The sequence below is a fragment of the Ruegeria marina genome (assembly GCF_900101475.1).
Lineage (GTDB): Bacteria > Pseudomonadota > Alphaproteobacteria > Rhodobacterales > Rhodobacteraceae > Ruegeria_B > Ruegeria_B marina.
The window spans coordinates 55,508-78,164 of sequence record NZ_FMZV01000012.1 but is presented as its reverse complement, the minus strand read 5'-3'; the positions used below and the strand labels follow the sequence as shown (position 1 = coordinate 78,164).

Sequence of the window (22,657 nt, the reverse complement as noted above, 5' to 3'; positions counted from 1 at the left end):
ACCGTTGCACCCGGTGCCACAAGACCTTGAAAGGCGGACAGGTGCGCAAAACCGACATCTTCGACATTTCTCCGTGGGATACGGCGCTGGCAATGGTGCTGCTGACACGGTTGCCGCTACCGAAACTTCCCGAGGTTGCCTTTGCCCGGCAGGCGGCGGCGGTCTGGGCCTTTCCGCTGGCCGGGCTGGCCGTGGGGCTGCTCGCCTGCCTTGCAGGTGCGCTGGCCCAGGCGGGCGGGCTCTCGCCGCTGGCGGTGGCGGGGTCGATGCTGGTCGTGATGGTGATGTCCACCGGCGCCATGCACGAGGACGGGCTGGCCGATACCGCTGACGGGCTGTGGGGCGGATTCACCCCTGAACGGCGGCTGGAGATCATGAAGGACAGCCGCATCGGCACCTATGGCGTGCTGGCGCTGATCCTGTCGCAGGTCCTCCGGCTGGCGGCGCTGGCGGCGCTGGCAGCCAGCGGCGCGCTCTGGTCATTGCTGGCCGCGGCCGTCTGGTCACGGGCGCTGATGCCGGTGCTGATGGCTGCCCTGCCGAATGCGCGGGGCGCGGGGCTGAGCCAGTCCGTCGGACGTCCCGCGCCGGCCCCCGTGGCGCTGGGGTTGGCGCTGGCGTGCGGCCTGTCGCTGTTGGTGGCCGGGTTTGCCGCAGGCATCCCTGCCCTGCTGGCAGCACTGGCGGCTCTCGGCCTTGCCGCATTGGCAAGGGCCAAGATCGGCGGGCAGACCGGCGATATTCTGGGTGCCGCCCAGCAAGTGGCCGAGATCGTGTTCCTGCTGGCCTTGTCGGCCCGGTTCAGTTGACGCCGCCGGTTTCGATGTGGATCAGCCTGCCGCAATGCTTGCAATGCACCGCGTCGGGATCGTGCCGGTACAAACCGCAGCCCGGGCATTTGTAGCGTACCTTCTGCGGTGAGAAGATCGCGGTTGCCACGCGAACGAACAACGCCACGCCCACCACCATGACAAAGACCGAAAAGAGCTTTCCCGCCGGAGTGGCCAGGGTGATGTCCCCAAACCCCGTGGTCGTCAGTGTCGCTATGGTGAAATAAAGCGCGTCTATAAACGGCGTTTCGCTGCTCTCGGGCGGAATGAAGAATACCAGGACCGCCGTCGTGGTCAGAAAGATGAAGACCAGCAGGTTGACCGCCGCGATGATCGCATCCTCGCGCCTGCGAAAGAAACGGCTATCGCGGCGCAGATCGTGCAACAGATGATAGGAATGGATGAGCCTGAGCCCCCGCACGATACGCAGGAAGGCCAGGCTCTGGGTCAGGAAGGGGTCGAGCAGAAGCGACAGGATCACCACGACGTCCGCAATCGTGTAGACCCGCGTCAGGAATTCGCGCTTGTCTCGTGCGATCCACAGCCGCGCCGAAAAATCGACCAGAATCACGAGACCGACCATCACGCTGATCGCAACCAGTACAGGCCCGTGATCCGTATATGCCGTCGCCACGAAGAAAAGAATTGTCACCAGGTCGAACAGGATCAATCCATAGCGGAACCGAACCGAGGTACGATCGCGCCCGACATAGAGTTTGCGAACCCAGAGTTTGAATGCGCGCATCTCGCCTCCGTACAATTGCGCAGCGATGCAGGGTCGGCCCCCGTGAAAGCGCAAAAGGTTCAGCTGTCACGAAAAAGGGCCGTCCGAAAGACGGCCCCTTGCAGTCCGCGATTCGCGCCGCTCAGGCTGCGCGCGACGTAAGCACCGCATCGACCTGTTTGGCGGCGGCGATTTCGTCGGCGCCGGAGACAGCCGCGACTTCGCGGGTCAGGCGCTCCAGAGCGGCCTCGTACAGCTGACGCTCGGAATAGCTCTGTTCACGCTGATCGTCGGTGCGGTGCAGGTCGCGCACCACTTCGGCAATCGAGATCAGGTCACCCGAATTGATCTTCTGTTCGTATTCCTGCGCACGGCGGGACCACATGGCGCGCTTGACCTTGGCCTTGCCCTTGAGGGTTTTCATGGCCTGGCTGATCACGTCCGGCGAGCTGAGCGACCGCAGGCCGGATTCGTTAATCCGGTTGGTCGGCACACGCAGGGTCATCTTGTCCTTCTCGAAGGAGATCACGAACAGCTCGAGCTTGAACCCGGCGACTTCCTGCTCCTCGATCGATATGATCTGGCCAACGCCATGCGCCGGATAGACCACGTAATCATTGGGGCGGAACTCGAGCTTTTTCGACTTGGTCATTCAGATCTTTCCTAGGTTGCGAACCGGGTTTCAGACGACAAAAAAAACCACGCGCGGGGCAAAGGGCTCCCCGAATGCGGGTTGTTATTGTCGATCATTCTATTGCCCCAAAGCACCGCTGCTTTCGGGTCCCATCCCAGTCCTTGTCATCACATAGTCATATATCATACCACAAAAATGGCCCCTCCGAAAGATGCAGCCTTCGGGGAGCCATGCAAGCACAGCAATATCAGCATATTGCCAGCGCATAGTATGTCAATTTACGCGATTCCAGAGCGAATCGGTTGCATTCAACCGCCTTCTCCGGGCGCTTCGGAGAAATACTTTTCCATCTTGCCGTCTTCGCCGTCCCGCTCCTCGGCTTCCGGCAGCGGGTCCTTCTTGGTCACGATGACCGGCCAAAGCTCGGCGTATTTGCGGTTGAATTCCACCCATTGATCCATGCCCGGCTCCGTGTCAGGGCGGATCGCGTCCGCCGGGCACTCCGGTTCGCAAACGCCACAGTCAATGCATTCGTCGGGATGGATGACCAACGCATTCTCGCCTTCGTAAAAACAATCGACCGGGCAGACCTCGACACAGTCGGTGTATTTGCAGGCGATGCAGTTCTCGGTGACGACGTAGGTCATGGGCAGAAATCCACTTCTCGTTTGCCCGACTAGCTAATTCAGTGTGGCGCGTTCTTCAAGGGAGGATCGCCCCGTCGAGGGGCGTTAAAGAGCGCATGTCCGGAAAAGCGGCGCAGCGGCGGAATCTGGTCTGCGCCTTCAGGTTTCGCCGGAACACCCGTCCCGGCCCTGGTCCAGATCGGTGTACAGCGTCCGCGCCTCTGACGCCGGACCACGGCGCAGGCCAATCGCCTCGACCCGGACAACGCGCACCTGGTCGCCCTGGGCAAAGGTCAGCACATCTCCCGGACCGACCGCATATGCGGGTTTCGTGACCCGGTTTCCGTTGACCCGGACACGCCCGGCGCCAGCCACTTCCGCAGCCAGCACGCGCGTCTTGAAGAACCGCGCGTGCCAGAGCCATTTGTCGATCCGCAGCCTGGGCGGAGGAGCCGTCATCGCCGCTCAGTTTTTCTCTTTGAGAGCCAGGAGCGCGGCGAAGGGGTTGTCCGGGTCAATGGCCTTTTCCGGCTTCGGCGGACGGGCGGAATAGCTCTTGGCGCCTTGCTGCGCAGGCTTTCCGCCCTTGCCGCCATGAGGTTTGCCGTCGCGGCGGCGTTCACCGTCCTGTGGCTTGCCCCGCGGTTTGTCGCGGCGGCCCTGGCGTGCCTCGCCCTGGGGTTTCTGCTGCCCTTCCGACCGCTGGTCGCGGCGCGGACCGCGGTTCTGCTGCTTGGTCCGGCCCCAGGTAAAGGTGAAGAACACTTCGAGCTCGGGTTCCTCGGCACCGGTCGGAGCGTCGCCGGCGGCTGCCTCGGCATCGCCGTCCTCGGACGCCGGTTCGGCGGAAACCTCGGCGGCCACTTCAGCCCCCGGCGCTTCGGCGGTTTCGATTGCGCCTGTTTCACCGGCCTCGGTCGTAGCCCCGGTCGTGGCTTCGGATGCGGCGGGTTTGACCTTGGCGCGCTCGCCGCGCTCGGCCTTGTAGCCGAGCCCCTGCATCAGGTCGGCAAACTGCTCCAGCGTCATGCCCGTGATCGACAGCATGTCCGCCGTGGCTTCGAACCCGGTACGGCTGTCCTTGGCGCGCAGCATGTCGGCAAGCCGTTCCAGCATGTCGATGCGGATCGCGCGCTCACCGGACATGCGGTAGCCGCACATGGTATCGACGCCCGGTTCGGCATCCTTTACCGACGGCACTGTGACCAGACCCGGCGGCGGCGCTTCGGGGAATTCCTGCAATCCTTTGGCCAGGGACCAGAGCACCAGCCGCAGCCGCGTCGGCGCAGGCTTCAACAGCAGCGGCATGAAGATGGTGAACTGGCCGAACCGGATACCGTGCTTGCGCAGCGCGCCGCGCGCCTCCTGATCCAGATCCTTGACCTCCTGCGCGACATCGGCGCGCGGCAGGATGCCGAAATTCTCGACCATGCGGAAAGCAAAGCCGCGTGCAAGCCCGGTCAGCGCCTCGTCGCGCTGAAGTGCCAACAAGGGTTCGAACAGCGCGGCCACCTTGCGGTCGATGAAATGTTGCAGCCGGCGCTGGACTTTCTGCTCGACATCGGGGCCAGCGGCCTCGTCCACGAACACCTCCACCTGAGGCTTCAGCGGATCGGCCCCGGCCACCAGCTTGCCGACGGCGTGCTCGCCCCACATCAGCCCGCCCTGTTCGGTAAAGTCGATCTCGGTGTCGGGCGCGTTGTAGAATCGATCCGCGCGCAGATGGAAATGCGGGGCCAGCGCCTGGAGCGCCGCTGATTTCAGCGCCTTGGCCTCAGTGCCCTGCGCGCTCTTGTCCGGGCTGAACCGGAACCCTTCCAGACGACCGACGAATTCGCCTTCGACGGTCACTTCACCCTTGTCGTTCACTTCGGCCAAAAGGGCCTCCTTCTGCTTGAGCCGGCGCAGCAGCACACTGGTGCGCCGGTCCACAAATCTCTGAGTCAAACGTTCGTGCAATGCGTCCGACACCCTGTCTTCTACAGCGCGGGTCTCGCCACGCCAATGGCTTTCGTCGCGAACCCAGCCGTTCCGCTGCGCGACATATGTCCACGTCCGGATAAAGGCCAGCCGTTTCGACAAGGCATCGATGTCACCATGGGTATGATCGATTCGCCTGACCTGGCGCGCGATGAAATCATCGGGGATATGACCGCGTTCGTGCAGATGCTCGTAAATCACCTGCAAGAGGCCGGAATGTTCGGCATGGCTGATGCCCCGGAAATCGGGGATACGGCACACGTCCCACAAAAGCCGCACCGCCTGGCCCGAAGTGGCGCGGGCCATCACTTCGGGAACCTCGGCGAGCGATTTCAGCGCCATCAGGTCATCGGCCTCGCGCGCTTTGGCCAGATGTTCCCCTGTGGGCGGTTGTTCGAGCGACCGGATCAGCGCGTCAATCGTTCCGAAGACGAGATCGCTGTTGCGCCAGTTCAGCGTCTTCAGCGGGGTGAACCGATGATCCATGATCGCCTGGGCCATGCCGTCATCCAGCGGCCGCGCCTCGCCGGTTACGCCGAATGTGCCGTCGGACATGCCCCGCCCCGCCCGGCCGGCGATCTGCGCCAGTTCGTTCGGAGCCAGCTGCCGCATCCGGCGGCCATCGAACTTGGACAGGCTGGAAAAGGCCACATGGTCGATATCGAGATTCAGCCCCATACCGATGGCGTCGGTGGCCACGAGATAGTCGACCTCGCCATTCTGATAGAGCGCCACCTGGGCATTGCGGGTGCGCGGGCTGAGCGCCCCCATCACCACGGCCGCGCCGCCCTTCTGCCTGCGGATCAGTTCGGCGATGGCATAGACGTTTTCCACCGAAAACCCCACGATGGCGCTGCGCGGCGGCATCCGGGTGATCTTCTTCGAGCCGGTATAGACCAACTGGCTCATCCGCTCGCGGCGCATGAACTGTGCCTGCGGGACCAGCGCGGCAATCGGCCCGCGCATCGTGTCCGAACCCAGGAACAGGGTTTCATGCAGGCCCCGCGCCCGCAGCAGCCGGTCGGTGAACACGTGGCCGCGTTCGGGATCGGCACAGAGCTGGATCTCGTCCACGGCGACGAAATCGGCCCCCATGCCCTCGGGCATCGCCTCGACCGTACAGACCCAATACTGGGTGCGCGGAGGCACGATTCGCTCTTCGCCAGTGACCAGCGCCACGACAGATGGTCCGCGCATCGAAACGATTCGGTCGTATACTTCTCGCGCAAGCAGGCGCAACGGCAGGCCGATGACCCCGGTGCGATGCCCCAGCATGCGCTCGATCGCGTAATGCGTCTTGCCTGTGTTGGTCGGGCCGAGAACGGCCACGATCCGGGAGGATCCGTTCACCTGTCTGCCCCCTGCCCCTTGTCCGGCGCGTCAGAGCGCCTGGCCCTCGATCCGGGGCTTCAGCCGATTCACGGCACTGGTTACTTCCTCGTGATGGGGATGTATAGCCAGTGCACGGGAGTAGGCGGCAAAGGCCGCCTCGGGCCGGTTCAATGCCTCGAGCATCATGCCCAGCCCGTAGATGGCGTTGTAATGGTTCGGGTTCAAGGCCAGGGCGTGCTCCAGATCGGCGATGGCAGGCCCATACAGGTCCGCGGCAAAATAGGCCGAAGCGCGAGCGTGCCAGCCCTCGGCGAATTCCGGCGCGTGATCCGTCAGGGCCGTCAGATGCTCGATCGCGGCGGGAATATCCTGACGCTCCAGCGCGTCGCGCCCGCGCTTGAGCAGGAAATCGGCCGAGGCGGAGCCGGATTTGGCCCAGAGCGCCTGCAATTGCCTGTCAAGCTGACGCGCCCGTGCCGTGTCGGCCTGAGCGAGTTCCGCCAAAAGCGCGATTTCGTCGCCGGAATCGGCCTGCTGAGCGGCAACGCCGCCGCAAATCGCGACGAGCAGACCGATTGCCGCTACGATACCTTTGAGATTGAATGGCGCTTTCGTCATAACAAGTGACACATTAGCGCTATATGCGCCGTTGTCCAATCACGGACAGCGTCACGAAAAGAGGAAGAAGATGAGCGACATTCTTGAACAGGCCGTGGCCGAACTGAACGAAAAGATCGGCGGCGCCGGGTTTGCCTCGTCGGCCAAGTTCGACATCGCCGAAGTGGGTTCGATCGTGCTCGACGCCAGCGGTGCGCGGATCAGCGACGACGACGCGGATGTCACCCTGTCGGCCGATGTCGACACGTTCCAGCAGATCTTTTCCGGCGATCTGAACCCGACCAGCGCTTTCATGTCCGGCAAACTGACCATCGACGGCGACATGGGCGTCGCCATGCAACTGGCCTCGGCGCTGGCCTGATGGAGTTCTCGCCGGCTCCGCTGTATCAGGACGTGGCCGGCGGACCGCCCGGCGGGGCGGCCCACTGGCTGCGCACCGACGACGGCATTCGCATCCGCGTCGGACACTGGTGGCCCGAGGGAACCGCGCGCGGGACGGTATTCCTGTTTCCGGGGCGCACAGAATATGTCGAGAAATACGGCGATGCTGCGCGCGAATTCACCCGCCGCGGCCTGGCCATGCTGGCGGTCGACTGGCGAGGCCAGGGGCTGGCCGACCGCCTGCTGGCAGACCGGCGCCTGGGTCACGTGGCCCGGTTTACCGACTACCAGCGGGATGTCGCCGCTGTTGTCGCGCTGGCCGCGACACTGGATCTGCCACGGCCATGGTTCGTGATCGGCCATTCCATGGGAGGGGCCATCGGCCTGCGCGCGGTGATCGAAGGCCTGCCCGTGGCGGCCTGTTCCTTCACCGGGCCGATGTGGGGGATCTTCTTCACCCCTGTCATGAAGCCGCTGAGCTGGCTCACGTCCAATCTGGCTCCGGCGCTGGGATTGGGGCATCGGAACCCGGCCACCACCTCTCCGGAACCCTACGTGATCCTGCAGCCGTTCGAGGGCAACAGCCTGACCCGCGACCAGGCGATGTACCAGATGATGCGCGACCAACTGGCCGCCTATCCGGACTTGTCGCTGGGCGCGCCCACCAACATCTGGCTGCGCGAAGCGCTTGCCGAATGCCGGAAACTGGCAGACCACAGCGCGCCCGACCTGCCCTGCCTGACCTACCTGGGCAGCAATGAGCAGATCGTGGACCGCAAGGCGATCCGCACCCGCATGGCCGCGTGGCCTCGTGGTGAGTTGGTGGAAATTCCCGGCGGCGAGCACGAGGTGCTGATGGAGTCCCCGGCCGTGCGGGGCCCGGTCTACGACCGGTTGGCCGCACATTTCCTGGCGGCGACCTGAGCCGCACGCCAGCCGGCGCCGTAGAAGAAAATTCGACGAATTTTCTTGTAGCGCGCCGGGCATGGTCTGGCATCCGCCCTGCAACGGGCTAGTCTTGCCGCATGGCGCGTCGTCCGGTTCTCGAATTTACCGACCGTGGCATCCATTGCCCGGCAGGTGGCTTTCATGTCGATCCCTGGCGCCCGGTAGACCGGGCGGTGATCACCCATGGTCACGCGGACCATGCCCGCTCCGGTCACGCCCGCTACCTGGCCACTGCCGGCTCTGCCCCGATTCTGCGCCAGCGGCTGGGGGACATCGTTCTGGATACTCTCCGCTATGGCGAGACGCGGCAGATCGGCGATGCGCGCGTCTCGTTTCATCCGGCCGGCCATGTTCCGGGATCGGCGCAGATCCGGGTCGAGGTCGCTGGCGAGGTCTGGGTGGTCTCGGGCGACTACAAGCTGCAGGCCGACGGTCTGAGCGAGCCCTTCGAGCCGGTCCGATGTCACGCCTTCGTCACCGAAAGCACGTTCGGCCTGCCGGTCTTTCGCTGGCCCGATCCGGCACAGGTCGCGCAGGAGTTGAACGGCTGGTGGCGCGACAGCATCGCCAGCGGCCGGACACCGGTGCTGGGCGCCTATGCGCTGGGAAAGGCCCAGCGCGTCCTGTCGATGCTCGACCCCGGTATCGGCCCGATCCTGACCCATGGCGCAATCGAAACATCCACTGAGGTTCTGCGCAGACAAGGTTGTCGCCTGCCCCAAACCTTCGCCGTGATGCCGGATGCGCAGCCGCGCCCGGACCCCGGTGCCCTGGTCATCGCGCCCCCCGCGGCGCTGGGCAGCGCCTGGATGCGCAGGTTCGGCCCGGTCTCGACCGGGTTCGCCAGCGGATGGATGATGCTGCGCGGCATTCGCAGGCGGCGGGCGATGGATCGGGGTTTCGTGCTGTCCGATCACGCCGATTGGCCCGGCCTGAACTTGGCCATCGGTGAAACCGGGGCCGAAAAGATCTTCGTCACGCATGGCTATACGGATATCTTCGCGCAATGGCTCCGGTCGCGCGGCATCGACGCCGATGTGGTGACGACAGAGTATGCGGGCGACGAGGCGCAACAGGAATGAACCGGTTCGCAAGCCTTTTTGCCGCGCTCGATCAAAGCACGCGCACCACCGACAAGGTCGCGGCGCTTGTTGCGTATTTCTACGAAGCCGACCCGGAAGACAGGCTCTGGACGGTTGCGCTTTTCTCGGGCCGGAGGCCGCGCCGGGCCGTGACCACGACCGAATTGCGCAACTGGGCTGCAGACGCTGCCCGGCTGCCCCTCTGGCTGGTCGAAGAGAGCTATCCCGTGGTTGGCGATCTGGCCGAAACCATCGCCCTGATCCTGCCGCCGCCTGACACACGATCGGAGCGCTCGCTTTCGGAGTGGATGGCTTTTCTTCAGGATCTGTCCGGTCAGCCTGAAAGCGTGCGCAAGAGCGCAATTCTGGACGCTTGGGCGCAGCTCGACACGTCTCAACGGTTCCTTTTCAACAAGCTGGTGACCGGCGGCTTTCGCGTGGGCGTCAGCCAGAAGCTGATGACCCGCGCGCTGGCGCAGGCCACCGGGCGCAGCGAAGCCGAACTGGCCCATCGCCTGATGGGCGACTGGTCTCCCGACACGACAAGCTGGGAGGCCCTGATCGAAGCCGATGACGCCGGGGCCGATGCCTCGCGCCCCTACCCATTCTGCCTGGCGTATCCGCTTGAGGGCGATCCGGGTGATCTGGGCCCACCGCAAGAGTGGCGGGCCGAATGGAAATGGGACGGGATCCGCGGCCAGTTGATTCTGCGCGAGGGGTTGCACTTCGTCTGGTCCCGCGGCGAGGAGTTGATGACGGACCGTTTTCCCGAACTGGCGCGGTCGGTCGACTTTCTGCCGCCCGGCACGGTGATCGACGGCGAGATCCTGGCCTGGGACGGCGGCGCGCCACTTCCCTTTGCCGCTCTGCAACGCCGGATCGGGCGCAGGAATGTGCCGAAGAAACTGCTGACCGAAGCGCCGGTGATCCTGCTGGCCTACGACCTGCTCGAATGGCAGGGCAAAGACCTGCGCGCGCTGCCCTTTTCAGAGCGGCGCGGGCTTTTGGACCGTTTGCTGCACAATCTGCCGCCCGAGGCGCCGGTACGCCCCTCCCCCCTTGTTGCGTTCCAGGGCTGGCAGGAGCTTGCAACGCTCCGCGCTGACGCCCGCAACCGGCGGGCCGAAGGGTTGATGCTGAAACGCGCGGGCAGCCCCTATCACGCGGGGCGCAGGAAAGGCGACTGGTGGAAATGGAAACTCGATCCCCACACGGTCGATGCGGTGATGATCTATGCGCAGGCCGGGCACGGGCGGCGCGCCACGCTTTACACCGATTTCACCTTCGCGGTCTGGGACGGCGACGCGTTGGTGCCTTTCGCCAAAGCCTATTCCGGCCTGACCGATGCCGAGTTTCGCGAGATCACCACATGGGTCCGGGCCAACACGCTGCAAAGGTTCGGACCCGTGCGGCAGGTGAGACCCGAACTGGTGTTCGAGATCGCCTTTGAGGGTATCCAGCAAAGCCCGCGCCACAAGTCAGGCATTGCGCTGCGGTTCCCACGCATGTTGCGCTGGCGGCGCGACAAGCCCGCCGCCGAAGCAAACAGGCTGGAGGATCTGAAACGACTGCTGGACGCGACGAAGAGCTGACCGGCCGCCTTGCTGGTTGCGGCGGGCGGCAACGCTCCTTAAGTGTGGGACGACCAGACATGACGAGGTTTCCATGCTCCACCTGCCCTTTCCCGTTCGCGACGCCCATGCCGGTTCCGGCTCCAAGGATCTCGGCAAGCTGCCCGAATGGGATCTGAGCGATCTTTATTCGGGCGAGGATGCGCCCGAACTGAAACGCGACCTCGACTGGCTGGAGAAGGAATGCGCCGCCTTTGCAGCCGATTACGAGGGCAAGCTGGCCGATCTGGATGCCGCCGCCCTGCTGACCTGCGTGCAGCGCAACGAGAAGATCAGCACCATCGCGGGCCGTATCATGTCGTTTGCCGGGCTGCGCTACTATCAACTGACCATCGACGCCGGCCGGACCAAGTTCATGTCCGACTGCCAGGAGAAGATCACCAACTTCACCACGCCGCTGGTGTTCTTCACGCTGGAACTGAACCGGATCGAGGACGCTGCCCTGGCCGCCCGTTTCGCGGAAAATGACGAACTCGCGCGTTATGCCCCCGTGTTCCGCCGCATCCGCGCCATGAAACCTTACCAGCTGAGTGACGAGCTGGAAAAATTCCTGCATGATCTTGGCGTGGTGGGCGACGCCTGGGAGCGGCTGTTCGACGAGACCATCGCCGGGCTGACCTTTACCGTCGATGGCGAAGAGCTGAACATCGAGGGCACGCTGAACCTGCTGACCGAACAGGACCGCGCCCCGCGCGAGGCGGCGGCGCATGAACTGGCGCGCGTCTTTGGCGAGAACATCAAGATCTTTGCCCGCGTGCACAATACCGCCGCCAAGGAAAAGGAAGTCATCGACCGCTGGCGCAAGATGCCCAGCGCCCAGACCGCGCGCCACCTCAGCAACGATGTCGAACCCGAAGTGGTCGAGGCGCTGCGCGAAGCGGTGGTTGTCGCCTATCCGAAACTGAGCCACCGCTACTACGAGCTGAAGCGCAAATGGCTGGGGCTGGACCGGATGCAGGTCTGGGACCGCAACGCGCCGCTGCCGATGGAGGATACCCGCACCATTACCTGGGACGAGGCCGAGCGCACCGTGATGGAGGCCTACAACGCCTTCGATCCGCGCATGGGCGAGATCGCCGCGCCGTTCTTTTCCAAGGGCTGGATCGATGCGGCCGTGAAACCCGGCAAAGCTCCGGGCGCCTTTGCGCACCCGACCGTGACCGAGGTGCACCCCTATGTGATGCTCAACTACCTGGGCAAGCCGCGCGACGTGATGACGCTGGCGCATGAACTGGGCCATGGCGTGCATCAGGTACTGGCCGCCGGTCAGGGCGAGATGCTGTCTTCGACCCCGCTGACGCTGGCCGAAACGGCGAGCGTGTTCGGCGAGATGCTGACCTTCCGCAAGATGCTGGAAAAGGCCGCGACCAGGGAGCAGCGCAAGGTGCTGCTGGCCGGCAAGGTCGAGGACATGATCAACACGGTCGTGCGCCAGATCGCGTTCTATGACTTTGAATGCAAGCTGCACGCCGCCCGCCGCCAGGGTGAGTTGACGCCCGAGGACATAGGCGCGCTATGGATGAGTGTGCAGGCCGAAAGCCTCGGGCCCGCCTTCGACTTCATGGAAGGGTACGAGAGTTTCTGGGCCTATATCCCGCATTTCGTGCACTCGCCGTTCTATGTCTATGCCTATGCCTTTGGCGACGGGCTGGTGAATGCGCTCTACTCGGTCTACGCCGAGGGCAAGCCGGGCTTCCAGGATCTTTATTTCGAGATGCTGAAGGCAGGCGGCTCCAAGCACCACAAGGAGCTGCTGGCGCCCTTTGGTCTTGACGCCTCGGATCCGAAATTCTGGGACAAGGGGCTGAGCATGATCTCGGGCTTCATCGACGAGTTGGAGGCGATTGAGGATTGAGCGACTGGCACAAGAGGCGCGCCGCGCTGCGCACGCGCCTGCACCCGATGCTCCAGCGTATCCGCCGCAATGTGCCGCGCGGACTGCGCATCGTGGTGGGACTGTTGCTGATCATCGGCGGGCTGTTCGGATTTCTGCCCATTCTCGGGTTCTGGATGATCCCTCTGGGCGTCCTGGTGGCGGCGATGGATGTCGAACTCTATCGCCGCTGGAAGCGTCGAAAGCGGCGAAGCGTCTCGGAAAAACATTGAAAAGCCAATGCTCTGCCGCGCTCCACACTCTCGTGGCATCGGTGATGCCGTAACATCAAGGGCGTTCTCGAAATGCCCTGATCAGACCGATACCGCCGCCAGCAGATCATCGCGCGCGACCTCGCCCGCCCGCCCGCGCAGGCAGACCTGACCGCGCCTGAGCGCCACGAAACTGTCCCCCAGCCCATAGGCGAAATCGAAGAACTGTTCGACCAGCACGATAGCCATGCCGCCCTGCGCGCGCAGATGCGAAATCACCTCGCCGATCTGCTGGATGATATTGGGCTGGATACCCTCGGTCGGTTCGTCCAGCAGCAACAGTTTCGGGCGGGTGATCAGCGCCCGCGCGATGGCCAGTTGCTGTTGCTGGCCGCCCGACAGGTCGCCGCCGCGCCGGTTCTGCATCTGCTTCAGGACCGGAAACAGCTGGAACATCTCCTCGGGAACCTGCCAGTCGGCGCGCGGCAGGCAGCCGAACCCGGTTTCGAGGTTTTCGCGCACGCTGAGCAGCGGGAATATCTCGCGCCCCTGCGGCACCAGCGCCACGCCCTTGCGCGCCATCGCATGTGCGGGCAACACGCCCAGCGCCTCGCCATCCAGCGTGAGTTGCCCGCCCGAGCGCTGATGCGTTCCGGCAATCGCCTTGATCAGGCTGGTCTTGCCCACTCCGTTCGAGCCCATGAGGCAGGTCACCTCGCCCGCGCGAGCCTCCATCGAGATGCCGTCCAGAATGCGCGAATGGCCGTAATGCAGGGTGATATCGTCGATCTTCAGCATGTGTCAGCGTCCCAGGTAAACGTCGATGACCCGTTGGTCGGCAGTCACGTGATCGAGGCTGCCCTCGGCCAGGACCGCACCTTCGTGCAGGACGGTGACCTTGCAGCTCAACCGGCGCACGAACTCCATGTCATGTTCCACCACCACGACGGCGCGGGTTTTCGCGGCCTCGACCAGAATGGCGGTGGTGTGTTCGCGTTCGGCCGGGGTCATGCCGGCGGCAGGTTCGTCGACCAGCAGCAGGCGCGGTTCCTGCGCCAGCAGCATGCCGATCTCCAGCCACTGCTTCTGCCCGTGCGACAGCTCTCCGGCCTTGCGCGCCAGGTGATCGGCAAGGCCGATCTCGGCCGCCAGTTCGTCGACCCGCGCAAGATCGGCTGCCGCCGGCCGGTAGAACAGCACCGCCCAGGGGCCGCGACGGCCCTTGAGCGCCATCAGCAGGTTTTCGTGCACGCTTTGGTCCTCGAACACGGTGGGCTTCTGGAACTTGCGCCCGATCCCGGCCCGCGCGATCTGCGCTTCTGACATGCCCAGCAGCGACTGGCTGCGCTCGCCCCACAGCACCCGCCCCTCGTCGGGCCGGGTCTTGCCGGTGACGATGTCCATGAAGGTGGTCTTGCCGGCCCCGTTGGGACCGATCACCGCCCGCATCTCGGCCTGACCGATGCGGAAGGACAGGTTGTTGATCGCCTTGAACCCGTCGAAACTGACCGAGACGCCGGAAACTTCGAGAAGCGTGCTCATTCCGTGGCCTCCTTTTCGCGCAGCGCGCCCGCGTTGGGCCCCAGGTCCGCCCCGTGCCGGTCGGGATGGCGCCGCCCCTGCCAGAGATCGAAAAGCCCGCCGATGCCCGAGGGCGCAAACAGCGTGACCAGCACGAAGGACAGGCCCAGGACGATGGTCCACCAGTCCACCCATCTGATCGTCAGCGGACCCAGCGCCAGGTCGGGGATCTGGCCGCCGGTGAACCACGAGGACACCAGGCTGACGAACGCGGCCCCGATCACCGCGCCGTAAAGCCGCCCGCGCCCGCCGATGGCGACCCAGACGGCGAGGTAGATCGAGGCGATGGGCGCAATCTCGGCCGGGTTCACGATACCCGCCTGCGGGTAATAGAGCGCCCCGGCAATCCCGGCGATGCAGGCGGTCAGGGTGAAGACGGCCAGCTTGTAGATCTCGACCGAATAGCCGAGGAAGCGCACCCGCGCCTCGTTGTCGCGTATACCGCGGATGACCGAGCCGAACTTGCCCGAAACGATCCAGGCCGCCAGCAGGTAGCCCAGCGCCAGCGCCAGCGCCGAGGCCCAGAAGAACCACAGGCTGACAACCGATTGCGGCGCCTCGACGCCCGGCAGGTTCTGCAACCCCGACAAGCCGTTGTTGCCGCGCAGCCCGCTGTCGTTCTGGAAGAGGTAAAGCGCCAGCGCCAGCGTCATCGCCTGGGTCAGGATCGACAGGTAGACGCCGGTCACCCGGCTGCGGAAGGCCAGCCAACCGAATACCAGCGCCAGCAGACCCGGCACCAGCACCACCAGCGCCAGTTGCAGGGCAAGGCTGTCGGCGAAGGCCCAGACCAGCGGAAACTCGGACGAGCCCACCACGCCGAAGATCTGGGTGCCGATGGCAGCCACGATTTCCTGTTCCGTGGGCGGCAACGCGCCCTGGGCCAGCGACCCTTCGACGATGAGCCGGGTGCGTTCATACATCAGCCACATGCCGATCATGTAACCGCCCAGCCCGAAAAACGCGAAGTGGCCGAGGCTGAGAATGCCGCAATAGCCCCAGATCAGGTCCATCGCGACCGCGATCAGGCACAGGCACATCGTCTTGCCCAGTGTCTTGACGAAACTGGTCGAGATCAGGCCGATGCCGAAGCCTTCGGCCAGAACGGTCACGCCCAGGGTAAAAAGCGCCAGCAGGGCCAGGAAGATCAGCACCGAAGGATGCCGCGCGACGAATGAATCCCTCATGGCGTCAATCCCCCGCCGCGCGACCCCTGAGGGCAATGATCCCCCGTGGCCGGAACTGAATGAAGATGATGATGAAGATGATCATGTAGGTCTGCGCCGCCAGAGTGTTCGAGGGGTTGAGCCATTCGATCCCCTTTTGCAGCGTGCCGATCATCGCCGCACCCGCCAGCGTGCCCCAGATGTTGCCGACGCCGCCCACCACCACGGTCATGAAGCTTTGAACGATGTAATCGCTGCCCAACTCCGATGTGACCTTGGCAAAGAGGCCGATGGCGACGCCCGCGATGCCCGCGATGCCGGAGCCGAGACCGAAGGTCAGCATGTTGATGCGGTCGGGGTTGATGCCCATCGACGCCGCCATGCGCGGGTTCTGGGTGACCGCGCGGGTCTCCAGCCCCAGACGGGTGCGCCGCATGATGAACAGGAATAGGCCCAGAAAGATCAGCGCAAGGACAAAGATAGCGATGCGTATATAGCTGATCGACACCACGTCGTTCAGCACCCAGGCCCCGTCCAGCCAGCCCGGCGCGGTCAGCGGGCGCGCTTGCGTGCCGAAGATGTTCTTGGCCAGTTGCTGCATGGCGATCGAGATGCCGAAGGTGGCCAGCAGCGTTTCCAGCGGCCGGTTGTAGAGATGCCGGATCACCAGCCGCTCCATCGCGACACCGGCGGCAAAGGTGACGGCAAAGGCCAGCGGGATCGCCACCAGGATCGACAGCGTGTGATCGGCGATGACCTGCTGCACCATGTAGCCGGTATAGGCCCCCATCATGATGAATTCGCCATGGGCCATGTTGATCACCCCCATGACGCCGAAGGTGATGGCCAGACCTATGGCGGCCAGAAAGTAGATCGAGGCGAGCGAAAGCGCGTCCAGCCCCAGATCGAACGCCTGGTTCAGGCCGACGCGCATCTCGATCTCGTCCAGCGCCTGTTCCGCCGCTTCGGTAACCGCGGCAGAGGGTTCGTTGTAAACTTCGACAAAGCGGTGCCGCGTCACCACCACCTCGGGCGCCTCGGCGGTGGACCAGCGCGGCACCAGCCCGGCCTGAGCCAGTTGCACATAGGCCGCATCTCGCGCTGCCTGGGTGTCCAGTTGATGGAGGGGGATTCCGGCAACCAGCCCGTCGGCGGCGTGCTCGATCAGAAGCGCCTTGCGGGCCTCTGCATCCGGGATCGGCTGGGCCAGACCAGCCGCGATCAGCATGTCATAGGCGGCCGCCAGGCCAAGCGCCGGATCGCCCGGCTTCACTTCGCGCCGGATGTTGGCGGTTGCGGGCAGCCCTTCGGCCAGCACGATACGGGTCACGAGCAAGGGGTTCAGCGTCGCGCGCATGTCGACCCCCAGGTCGCCCGACATATCCTCGATAGCAGTGATCCGGGCCTGGTCGTCAGGGTCGTAGGCCATGGTCAGCAAGCGCTCCACCCGCATCTTGCGGTCTTTCAGCGCCGGGTCGGGTTCCGCCGGAATCGAGGCGCGCAGGGGGGCCAGCAACTCGGCAGCCGGGCTGCGCTGGATCGCGTCCAGCGCCTCGGCCCGCCGGATCGGGTCGGGATCGGACAACTGGAACTGCACCAGCGCCGTGCCGATCAGGGCACGTACCCCGCTGTTGGGCTTGATCTGCTCCAGATCATCACGGTCGAGCATTCCCACGCTCTGCCCGCTGTCGAAATCGAACAGTTCCACCTGGCGACCGGTTTTCTCGACCCCTCGAAAGAACAGCCCGTCGCCGCCACGCTGCCACATCTCCTTGGCGGCCCAGACCTGAAGCACGTCCTGTGCCTGCGGTAATCCGCTGGCGGCAATCGCGTCGATCGCCGCGCCGATCGACTTGCGCGAGCCCTTCTCGATCGTCTCGCGATGGGCCTGGAGTACGCTCTGAACCGTGGCGTCTTGCGCCATCGCCTGCGTGCACAGCAGAAACAGCGCGGTCAGCGCGATCATCAATCTTGTCATGTCGTGAAATCCGCCTGTGGTCGGAAGGGGCGGAGCGCCCCTTCCCGTCTGTCCCGATCAGTAGTTGGACAGGGTCTGCACGCAGGTCTTTGTCTGGGTGTTGTACATGCCGCAGCCAAGGTCCTTCCAATCCGACATCAGCACCGCCGATTCCGGCAGGAAGTCGGTCCAGGCGTCGCCGGGAACCTCGGAGGTCTGGCTGATGATGTCGAACTGGCCATCAGCCTGGATCTCTCCGATCAGCACCGGCTTGGCCAGGTGATGGTTGGGAAGCATGACGGCTGTGCCGCCGGTCAGGTTGGGGAATTCCTGCCCGTACATGGCGCTGCGCACGGCGTCCACATCGGTGGTTCCTGCGGCGGTGGCCGCGTTCACCCACATGTTGAAGCCGATGTAATGAGCCTCCATCGGGTCGTTGGTCACGCGGTCCTCGCCCATCCTGGCCTTCCAGGCCTTCACGAACTCGGCATTGATCTCGGTATCGGCCGACTGGAAGTAGTTCCAGGCCGCGAGATGCCCGACCAGGTTGGTGGTATCGAGACCAGACAGTTCTTCCTCGCCGACCGAGAAGGCCACCACCGGAATGTCGTCGGCGGATACGCCCGCAGCCGCAAGCTCCTTGTAGAAGCCGATGTTTGCGTCCCCGTTGATGGTCGAGATCACGCCCACCTTCTTGCCATCGGCGCCAAGTGCTACCACGTCGGCCACGATCTTGGACCAGTCGGAATGGCCGAAGGGCGTGTAGTTGACGAAGATATCGGCCTCCGCGATGCCTTTCTGCTTGAGATAGGATTCGAGGATGTTGTTGGTGGTCCGGGGATAGACATAGTCGGTGCCCAGCAGCGCGAATTTCTCGACGCCCAGTTCCTCGAGGAAATAATCGGTCGCCGGGATCGCCTGCTGGTTCGGCGCAGCACCGGTGTAGAACACGTTCTTCGAGCTCTCCTCGCCCTCGTACTGGACCGGATAGAACAGCAGACCGTTCAGTTCCTCGATCACCGGCAGCACCGATTTGCGGCTGACGCTGGTCCAGTTGCCGAAGATCACATCCACATTATGCACGGTCAGCAACTCGCGTGCCTTTTCGGCGAAGAGCGGCCAGTCCGAGGCGGGATCGACCACCACGGCTTCAAGCTCGCAGCCCAGCAGACCGCCCTTGGCGTTCTGCTGTTCGATCAGCATCAGCATGGTGTCCTTCAGCGTGGTTTCCGAGATCGCCATGGTCCCGGACAGCGAATGCAGCACGCCCACCTTGATCGGGCAGTCGGCAGCCATGGCCGGGGCGCCGAACGCGGCGAGCAGCGCGGCAGTTGCGAGAGAGGATTTCAGTTGGGTCATGTTTGTCTCCTCGCAGGGGCGCGCTTCCGGGCCTTGCCCAGCCGGGCATTACGGCCTAGGTCACCCCTGCAACAACGTGTTGCATCCGTGTGGCGGCCGGTCAGAGCTCCAATTCGTCTGGTCGCCACACACCCGCATTCGGAGCAGTTCTCCTCAACTCGGGCACCCTTATCGCTTCTGCATTGCAGCATCCGGCGCAACAGGTCGTTGAATTGCCGGAGCGCTCACGAGATCACTCGCCCCATTTTTGAGCATACCTTGGCGATATCGCCCACTATTTAGGCAGTCATTGCGGTATCACCTTTCAAACTGCCTGCGATCACTGACTTGGCCGCGAGGCTGTGCTGTCACTTTGAGCAACGAAACGCCCGCCCCGAGGACATCGCCATTACCGCAGTGCACCACATAGAGTCCCGGCCGACCGCCACGACCCAACCACGGGCCGAGGGCGCGGTGGCGGTTTCGTTCAAGTTGCGCGAAGGCCGCGGCGAACTGTCTGGCCTGCGCCAGTCAGGGTCGCTCAAGCTGCTTTTCCCGCGCCGCTCGAGTGCTGCCGCGCAAGCGGTTCTTGTCAATACGGCCGGAGGCGTGACCGGCGGCGACCGGTTCTCCTTGCGCGCCGAGGTCGGTCCGGGCGCTGCCGCGACACTGACGACGCAGGCCGCCGAGCGCGCCTACCGCGCCCGCGATGCAGAGCCGGGCCGCATTGACACACGCCTTCGCGCGGAGGCTGGCGCTGAACTCAACTGGCTGCCGCAGGAAACCATCCTGTTCAACGGGTGCAGGATTGCGCGCAGCCTGCGGATCGACCTTGCCACAGATGCGCGGTTGCTGCTTGCGGAATCGCTCGTGTTCGGTCGTGCCGCCATGGGGGAAACGATTGATCGAGCATGGTTTTCCGATCGAATCGAAATAGTCCGCAGCGGCAAGCCCGCGTATATCGACAGGCTGGATTTCGCCGGCGACATCAGCGCACAACTGGCCCGCCCGCATGTGGCCGGCGGCGCCGGCGCGATCGCCAGCCTTGTACTGATCCGACCGGATGCCCCCGCGCACCTGGCCTGGATCCGCGCCGCCTTGCCTGCCACCGGAGGCGCCAGCCTCGTGGGCGAGGACATGCTGCTGATCCGCCTGTTGGCCGCCGACAGCTTCCTGCTGCGCCAAACGCTGGTTCCAATGCTGAACCGCCTGACCTGCCACTCTCTGCCAAGACCCTGGATGATCTGACATGCAACTGACCCCACGCGAAAAAGACAAGCTGCTCATCGCCATGGCCGCCGAAGTGGCGCGCCGCCGTCTGGCGCGCGGCGTCAGGCTGAACTACCCCGAGGCCATCGCCCTGATCACCGACGCCGTTGTCGAAGGAGCCCGTGACGGGCGCTCGGTCGCCGACATGATGGAAGCCGGCGCACAGGTCGTCACCCGCGCCCAATGCATGGAGGGCGTACCCGAGATGATCCCCGAGGTCCAGGTCGAGGCCACCTTTCCCGACGGCACCAAGCTCGTCACCGTTCACGAACCCATCCGCTGAGGAGACATGCTCATGAAACACCTTCTATCGCTTTCCCTGATCCTGCTGGCCGCGCCCGTACTGGCGCATGAGGGCACGCATATGCATCCGCATGGTTCCGGCGACTGGCTGGCCGTTTCGCTGGGTCTGACCGCATGTGGCCTGGCGTTGCTGGCCGGGCTCAGGATCCGCAAATGATCCCGGGAGAAGTACTGACGGCCTCCGGCACGATCACGCTGAATGCCGGGCGAACGGTGGTCACTCTGGTAGTGGCCAATACCGGCGACCGGCCGGTGCAGGTCGGCTCGCACTACCATTTCGCGGAAACCAACCCCGCGCTCGACTTCGACCGGGCCGCAGCGCGCGGGATGCGGCTCGACATCGCAGCCGGCACCGCCGTTCGGTTCGAACCGGGCCAGCGGCGAGAGGTGCAGTTGATCCCCATCGGCGGGAATCGCCGCATTTTCGGGTTCAACGGTCAGATCATGGGGGAACTCTGATGCCGGCTGAGATCAAACGCTCGGACTATGCCGCCATGTATGGCCCGACCACGGGCGACCGGGTGCGGCTGGCCGACACCGAGCTTTTCATCGAGGTCGAGCGCGACCTGACCACCTATGGCGAAGAGGTCAAGTTCGGGGGCGGCAAGGTGATCCGCGACGGAATGGGACAAAGCCAGACCACGCGCGCGGCGGGCGCCGTCGACACGGTCATCACCAATGCGCTGATCGTCGATTGGACCGGCATCTACAAGGCCGACGTGGGCCTGAAGGACGGGCGCATCCACAAGATCGGCAAGGCCGGCAACCCGGATAGCCAGCCAGGCGTCGACATCATTGTCGGCCCCGGCACCGAGGCGATCGCGGGCGAAGGCCGCATCCTGACGGCAGGCGGGTTCGACAGTCACATCCATTTCATCTGCCCGCAACAGATCGAGGACGCGCTGCATTCGGGCCTGACCACGATGCTGGGCGGCGGCACCGGTCCCGCGCATGGAACACTGGCCACCACCTGCACCCCCGGTCCCTGGCATATCGGGCGGATGCTCCAGGCGGCCGACGCCTTCCCGATGAACCTGGCCTTTGCGGGCAAGGGCAACGCCTCGCTCCCCGCCGCGCTCGAGGAACAGGTGCTGGCCGGAGCCTGCGCCCTGAAACTGCACGAGGATTGGGGCACCACGCCCGCAGCCATCGACTGCTGCCTGTCGGTTGCCGACGCCTGGGACGTGCAGGTGATGATCCACACCGATACACTCAACGAATCCGGCTTTGTCGAAAATACCGTGGCCGCCATGAAGGGCCGCACCATCCACGCCTTTCACACCGAGGGCGCGGGCGGCGGCCATGCCCCGGACATCATCAAGATCTGTGGCGAGGAGCATGTCCTGCCGTCCTCGACCAACCCCACGCGCCCCTTTACCGTGAACACGGTCGAGGAGCATCTCGACATGCTGATGGTCTGCCACCATCTCGACAAGTCGATCCCCGAGGACGTGGCATTCGCCGAAAGCCGCATCCGGCGCGAGACCATCGCGGCCGAGGACATCCTGCACGACATGGGGGCGTTTTCCATCATCGCGTCCGACAGCCAGGCGATGGGCCGCGTAGGCGAGGTGCTGATCCGCACCTGGCAGACTGCGGACAAGATGAAGAAACAGCGCGGCCGTTTGCCTAAGGAAACCGGCGACAACGACAATTTCCGGGTTCGCCGCTATATCGCGAAATACACGATCAACCCGGCGATTGCGCATGGGATTGCGCATGAGATCGGCAGCATCGAGGAGGGCAAGCGCGCCGATCTGGTGCTGTGGAACCCCGCCTTCTTCGGCGTCAAGCCCGAGATGGTGCTGCTGGGCGGCACTATCGTTTGCGCCCAGATGGGCGACCCCAATGCTTCGATCCCGACCCCGCAGCCGGTCTATTCCCGGCCCATGTGGGGCGCCTATGGCCGCTCGGTCGAGAACTCGGCGGTGATCTTCGTTTCCGAGGCGGCGCAGGCCGATGGTGTCCGGGCAAGGCTTGGACTGGCCAAGCAGACGCTGGCTGTCAGGAATACCCGCGCCATCGGCAAACGGGATCTGAAGCTGAACGATGCCCTGCCGCGTGTCGAAGTCCATCCCGAAACCTACGAGGTGCGCGCGGATGGAGAATTGCTCACCTGCCAGCCGGCCGAAGTCCTGCCCATGGCACAACGCTATTTCCTGTTCTGAAGGG

Annotated in this window: 22 protein-coding genes and 1 pseudogene; 12 read left to right on the top strand and 11 right to left on the bottom strand. The window is 64.5% G+C overall.

Translation table 11 applies throughout. From position 1 onward, the window contains the following. Positions 1-41 precede the first annotated feature (41 nt). Positions 42-809 (top strand): adenosylcobinamide-GDP ribazoletransferase, encoded by a 768-nt coding sequence (gene cobS, locus BLT75_RS16105; RefSeq protein WP_245706563.1) that lies wholly within the window; start codon positions 42-44, stop codon positions 807-809. Here cobS and BLT75_RS16100 read toward each other — a convergent pair. From BLT75_RS16100 to BLT75_RS16075, 6 genes and pseudogenes are all read right to left on the bottom strand, one after another. Further along, positions 802-1,575 carry a potassium channel family protein gene (locus BLT75_RS16100; protein ID WP_093034184.1) on the bottom strand — a complete coding sequence of 258 codons (774 nt, stop codon included), beginning with the start codon at positions 1,573-1,575 and terminating at the stop codon, positions 802-804. The genes cobS and BLT75_RS16100 overlap by 8 nt on opposite strands. A 121-nt stretch (positions 1,576-1,696) precedes the next feature. Beyond that, positions 1,697-2,206, bottom strand: a complete 510-nt coding sequence (locus BLT75_RS16095; RefSeq protein ID WP_093033961.1) for a CarD family transcriptional regulator — start codon at positions 2,204-2,206, stop codon at positions 1,697-1,699. Positions 2,207-2,496: 290 nt separating this feature from the next. Continuing rightward, entirely contained in the window at positions 2,497-2,835 is a 339-nt protein-coding gene (fdxA, locus tag BLT75_RS16090) for a ferredoxin FdxA (protein WP_093033957.1), read from the bottom strand. Positions 2,836-3,006: 171 nt separating this feature from the next. Then, positions 3,007-3,273, bottom strand: a pseudogene (locus tag BLT75_RS16085) (RNA-binding S4 domain-containing protein); the annotation flags it as partial. Between the two features lie 6 nt (positions 3,274-3,279). Further along, entirely contained in the window at positions 3,280-6,144 is a 2,865-nt protein-coding gene (locus tag BLT75_RS16080; protein WP_093033951.1) for a helicase-related protein, read from the bottom strand. Positions 6,145-6,174: 30 nt separating this feature from the next. Beyond that, positions 6,175-6,744: a tetratricopeptide repeat protein gene (locus BLT75_RS16075; protein WP_093033948.1), complete on the bottom strand. Its 570-nt coding sequence runs from the start codon at positions 6,742-6,744 to the stop codon at positions 6,175-6,177. Between the two features lie 70 nt (positions 6,745-6,814). Here BLT75_RS16075 and BLT75_RS16070 point away from each other — a divergent pair, with 70 nt between their 5' ends. From BLT75_RS16070 to BLT75_RS16045, 6 genes are all read left to right on the top strand, one after another. Further along, positions 6,815-7,105 (top strand): SCP2 sterol-binding domain-containing protein, encoded by a 291-nt coding sequence (locus BLT75_RS16070; RefSeq protein ID WP_093033944.1) that lies wholly within the window; start codon positions 6,815-6,817, stop codon positions 7,103-7,105. After that, on the top strand, positions 7,105-8,049 hold the full coding sequence (locus BLT75_RS16065) for an alpha/beta fold hydrolase (RefSeq protein ID WP_093033941.1): 945 nt from the start codon (positions 7,105-7,107) through the stop codon (positions 8,047-8,049). The genes BLT75_RS16070 and BLT75_RS16065 overlap by 1 nt, the downstream gene beginning before the upstream one ends. Before the next feature lie 101 nt (positions 8,050-8,150). Then, complete coding sequence (locus tag BLT75_RS16060) at positions 8,151-9,155, top strand: ligase-associated DNA damage response exonuclease (RefSeq protein WP_093033938.1); 1,005 nt, start codon at positions 8,151-8,153, stop codon at positions 9,153-9,155. After that, positions 9,152-10,747: an ATP-dependent DNA ligase gene (locus BLT75_RS16055; RefSeq protein WP_093033935.1), complete on the top strand. Its 1,596-nt coding sequence runs from the start codon at positions 9,152-9,154 to the stop codon at positions 10,745-10,747. The genes BLT75_RS16060 and BLT75_RS16055 overlap by 4 nt, the downstream gene beginning before the upstream one ends. Positions 10,748-10,820: 73 nt before the next feature. Then, complete coding sequence (locus BLT75_RS16050; protein WP_093033932.1) at positions 10,821-12,641, top strand: M3 family oligoendopeptidase; 1,821 nt, start codon at positions 10,821-10,823, stop codon at positions 12,639-12,641. Next, on the top strand, positions 12,638-12,892 hold the full coding sequence (locus BLT75_RS16045; RefSeq protein ID WP_245706562.1) for a hypothetical protein: 255 nt from the start codon (positions 12,638-12,640) through the stop codon (positions 12,890-12,892). The genes BLT75_RS16050 and BLT75_RS16045 overlap by 4 nt, the downstream gene beginning before the upstream one ends. 81 nt (positions 12,893-12,973) lie before the next feature. Here the strand turns inward: BLT75_RS16045 and urtE are convergent, their stop codons facing one another. From urtE to urtA, 5 genes are read right to left on the bottom strand one after another with little or no spacing between them, the layout of a single operon-like run. Then, a complete protein-coding gene (urtE, locus tag BLT75_RS16040; RefSeq protein ID WP_093033928.1) occupies positions 12,974-13,669 on the bottom strand; it encodes an urea ABC transporter ATP-binding subunit UrtE in 696 nt (231 codons plus the stop codon). A gap of 3 nt (positions 13,670-13,672) precedes the next feature. Further along, positions 13,673-14,413: an urea ABC transporter ATP-binding protein UrtD gene (urtD, locus tag BLT75_RS16035; protein WP_093033925.1), complete on the bottom strand. Its 741-nt coding sequence runs from the start codon at positions 14,411-14,413 to the stop codon at positions 13,673-13,675. Next, positions 14,410-15,639 (bottom strand): urea ABC transporter permease subunit UrtC, encoded by a 1,230-nt coding sequence (gene urtC, locus BLT75_RS16030; protein WP_093033923.1) that lies wholly within the window; start codon positions 15,637-15,639, stop codon positions 14,410-14,412. Before urtC ends, urtD begins: the two co-directional genes overlap by 4 nt. A 4-nt stretch (positions 15,640-15,643) precedes the next feature. Further along, positions 15,644-17,596, bottom strand: a complete 1,953-nt coding sequence (urtB, locus tag BLT75_RS16025; protein WP_093033920.1) for an urea ABC transporter permease subunit UrtB — start codon at positions 17,594-17,596, stop codon at positions 15,644-15,646. Positions 17,597-17,653: 57 nt separating this feature from the next. After that, positions 17,654-18,934, bottom strand: a complete 1,281-nt coding sequence (urtA, locus tag BLT75_RS16020) for an urea ABC transporter substrate-binding protein (RefSeq protein WP_093033916.1) — start codon at positions 18,932-18,934, stop codon at positions 17,654-17,656. Positions 18,935-19,387: 453 nt separating this feature from the next. Here urtA and BLT75_RS16015 point away from each other — a divergent pair, with 453 nt between their 5' ends. From BLT75_RS16015 to ureC, 5 genes are read left to right on the top strand one after another with little or no spacing between them, the layout of a single operon-like run. Next, a complete protein-coding gene (locus BLT75_RS16015; protein WP_245706561.1) occupies positions 19,388-20,161 on the top strand; it encodes an urease accessory protein UreD in 774 nt (257 codons plus the stop codon). Position 20,162: 1 nt separating this feature from the next. Continuing rightward, positions 20,163-20,465, top strand: a complete 303-nt coding sequence (locus BLT75_RS16010) for an urease subunit gamma (RefSeq protein WP_093033913.1) — start codon at positions 20,163-20,165, stop codon at positions 20,463-20,465. Positions 20,466-20,477: 12 nt separating this feature from the next. Then, a complete protein-coding gene (locus tag BLT75_RS24430) occupies positions 20,478-20,642 on the top strand; it encodes a hypothetical protein (RefSeq protein ID WP_176828081.1) in 165 nt (54 codons plus the stop codon). After that, positions 20,639-20,944, top strand: a complete 306-nt coding sequence (locus tag BLT75_RS16005; RefSeq protein WP_093033910.1) for an urease subunit beta — start codon at positions 20,639-20,641, stop codon at positions 20,942-20,944. The genes BLT75_RS24430 and BLT75_RS16005 overlap by 4 nt, the downstream gene beginning before the upstream one ends. After that, complete coding sequence (gene ureC, locus BLT75_RS16000; RefSeq protein WP_093033907.1) at positions 20,944-22,653, top strand: urease subunit alpha; 1,710 nt, start codon at positions 20,944-20,946, stop codon at positions 22,651-22,653. Before BLT75_RS16005 ends, ureC begins: the two co-directional genes overlap by 1 nt. Positions 22,654-22,657 lie beyond the last annotated feature (4 nt).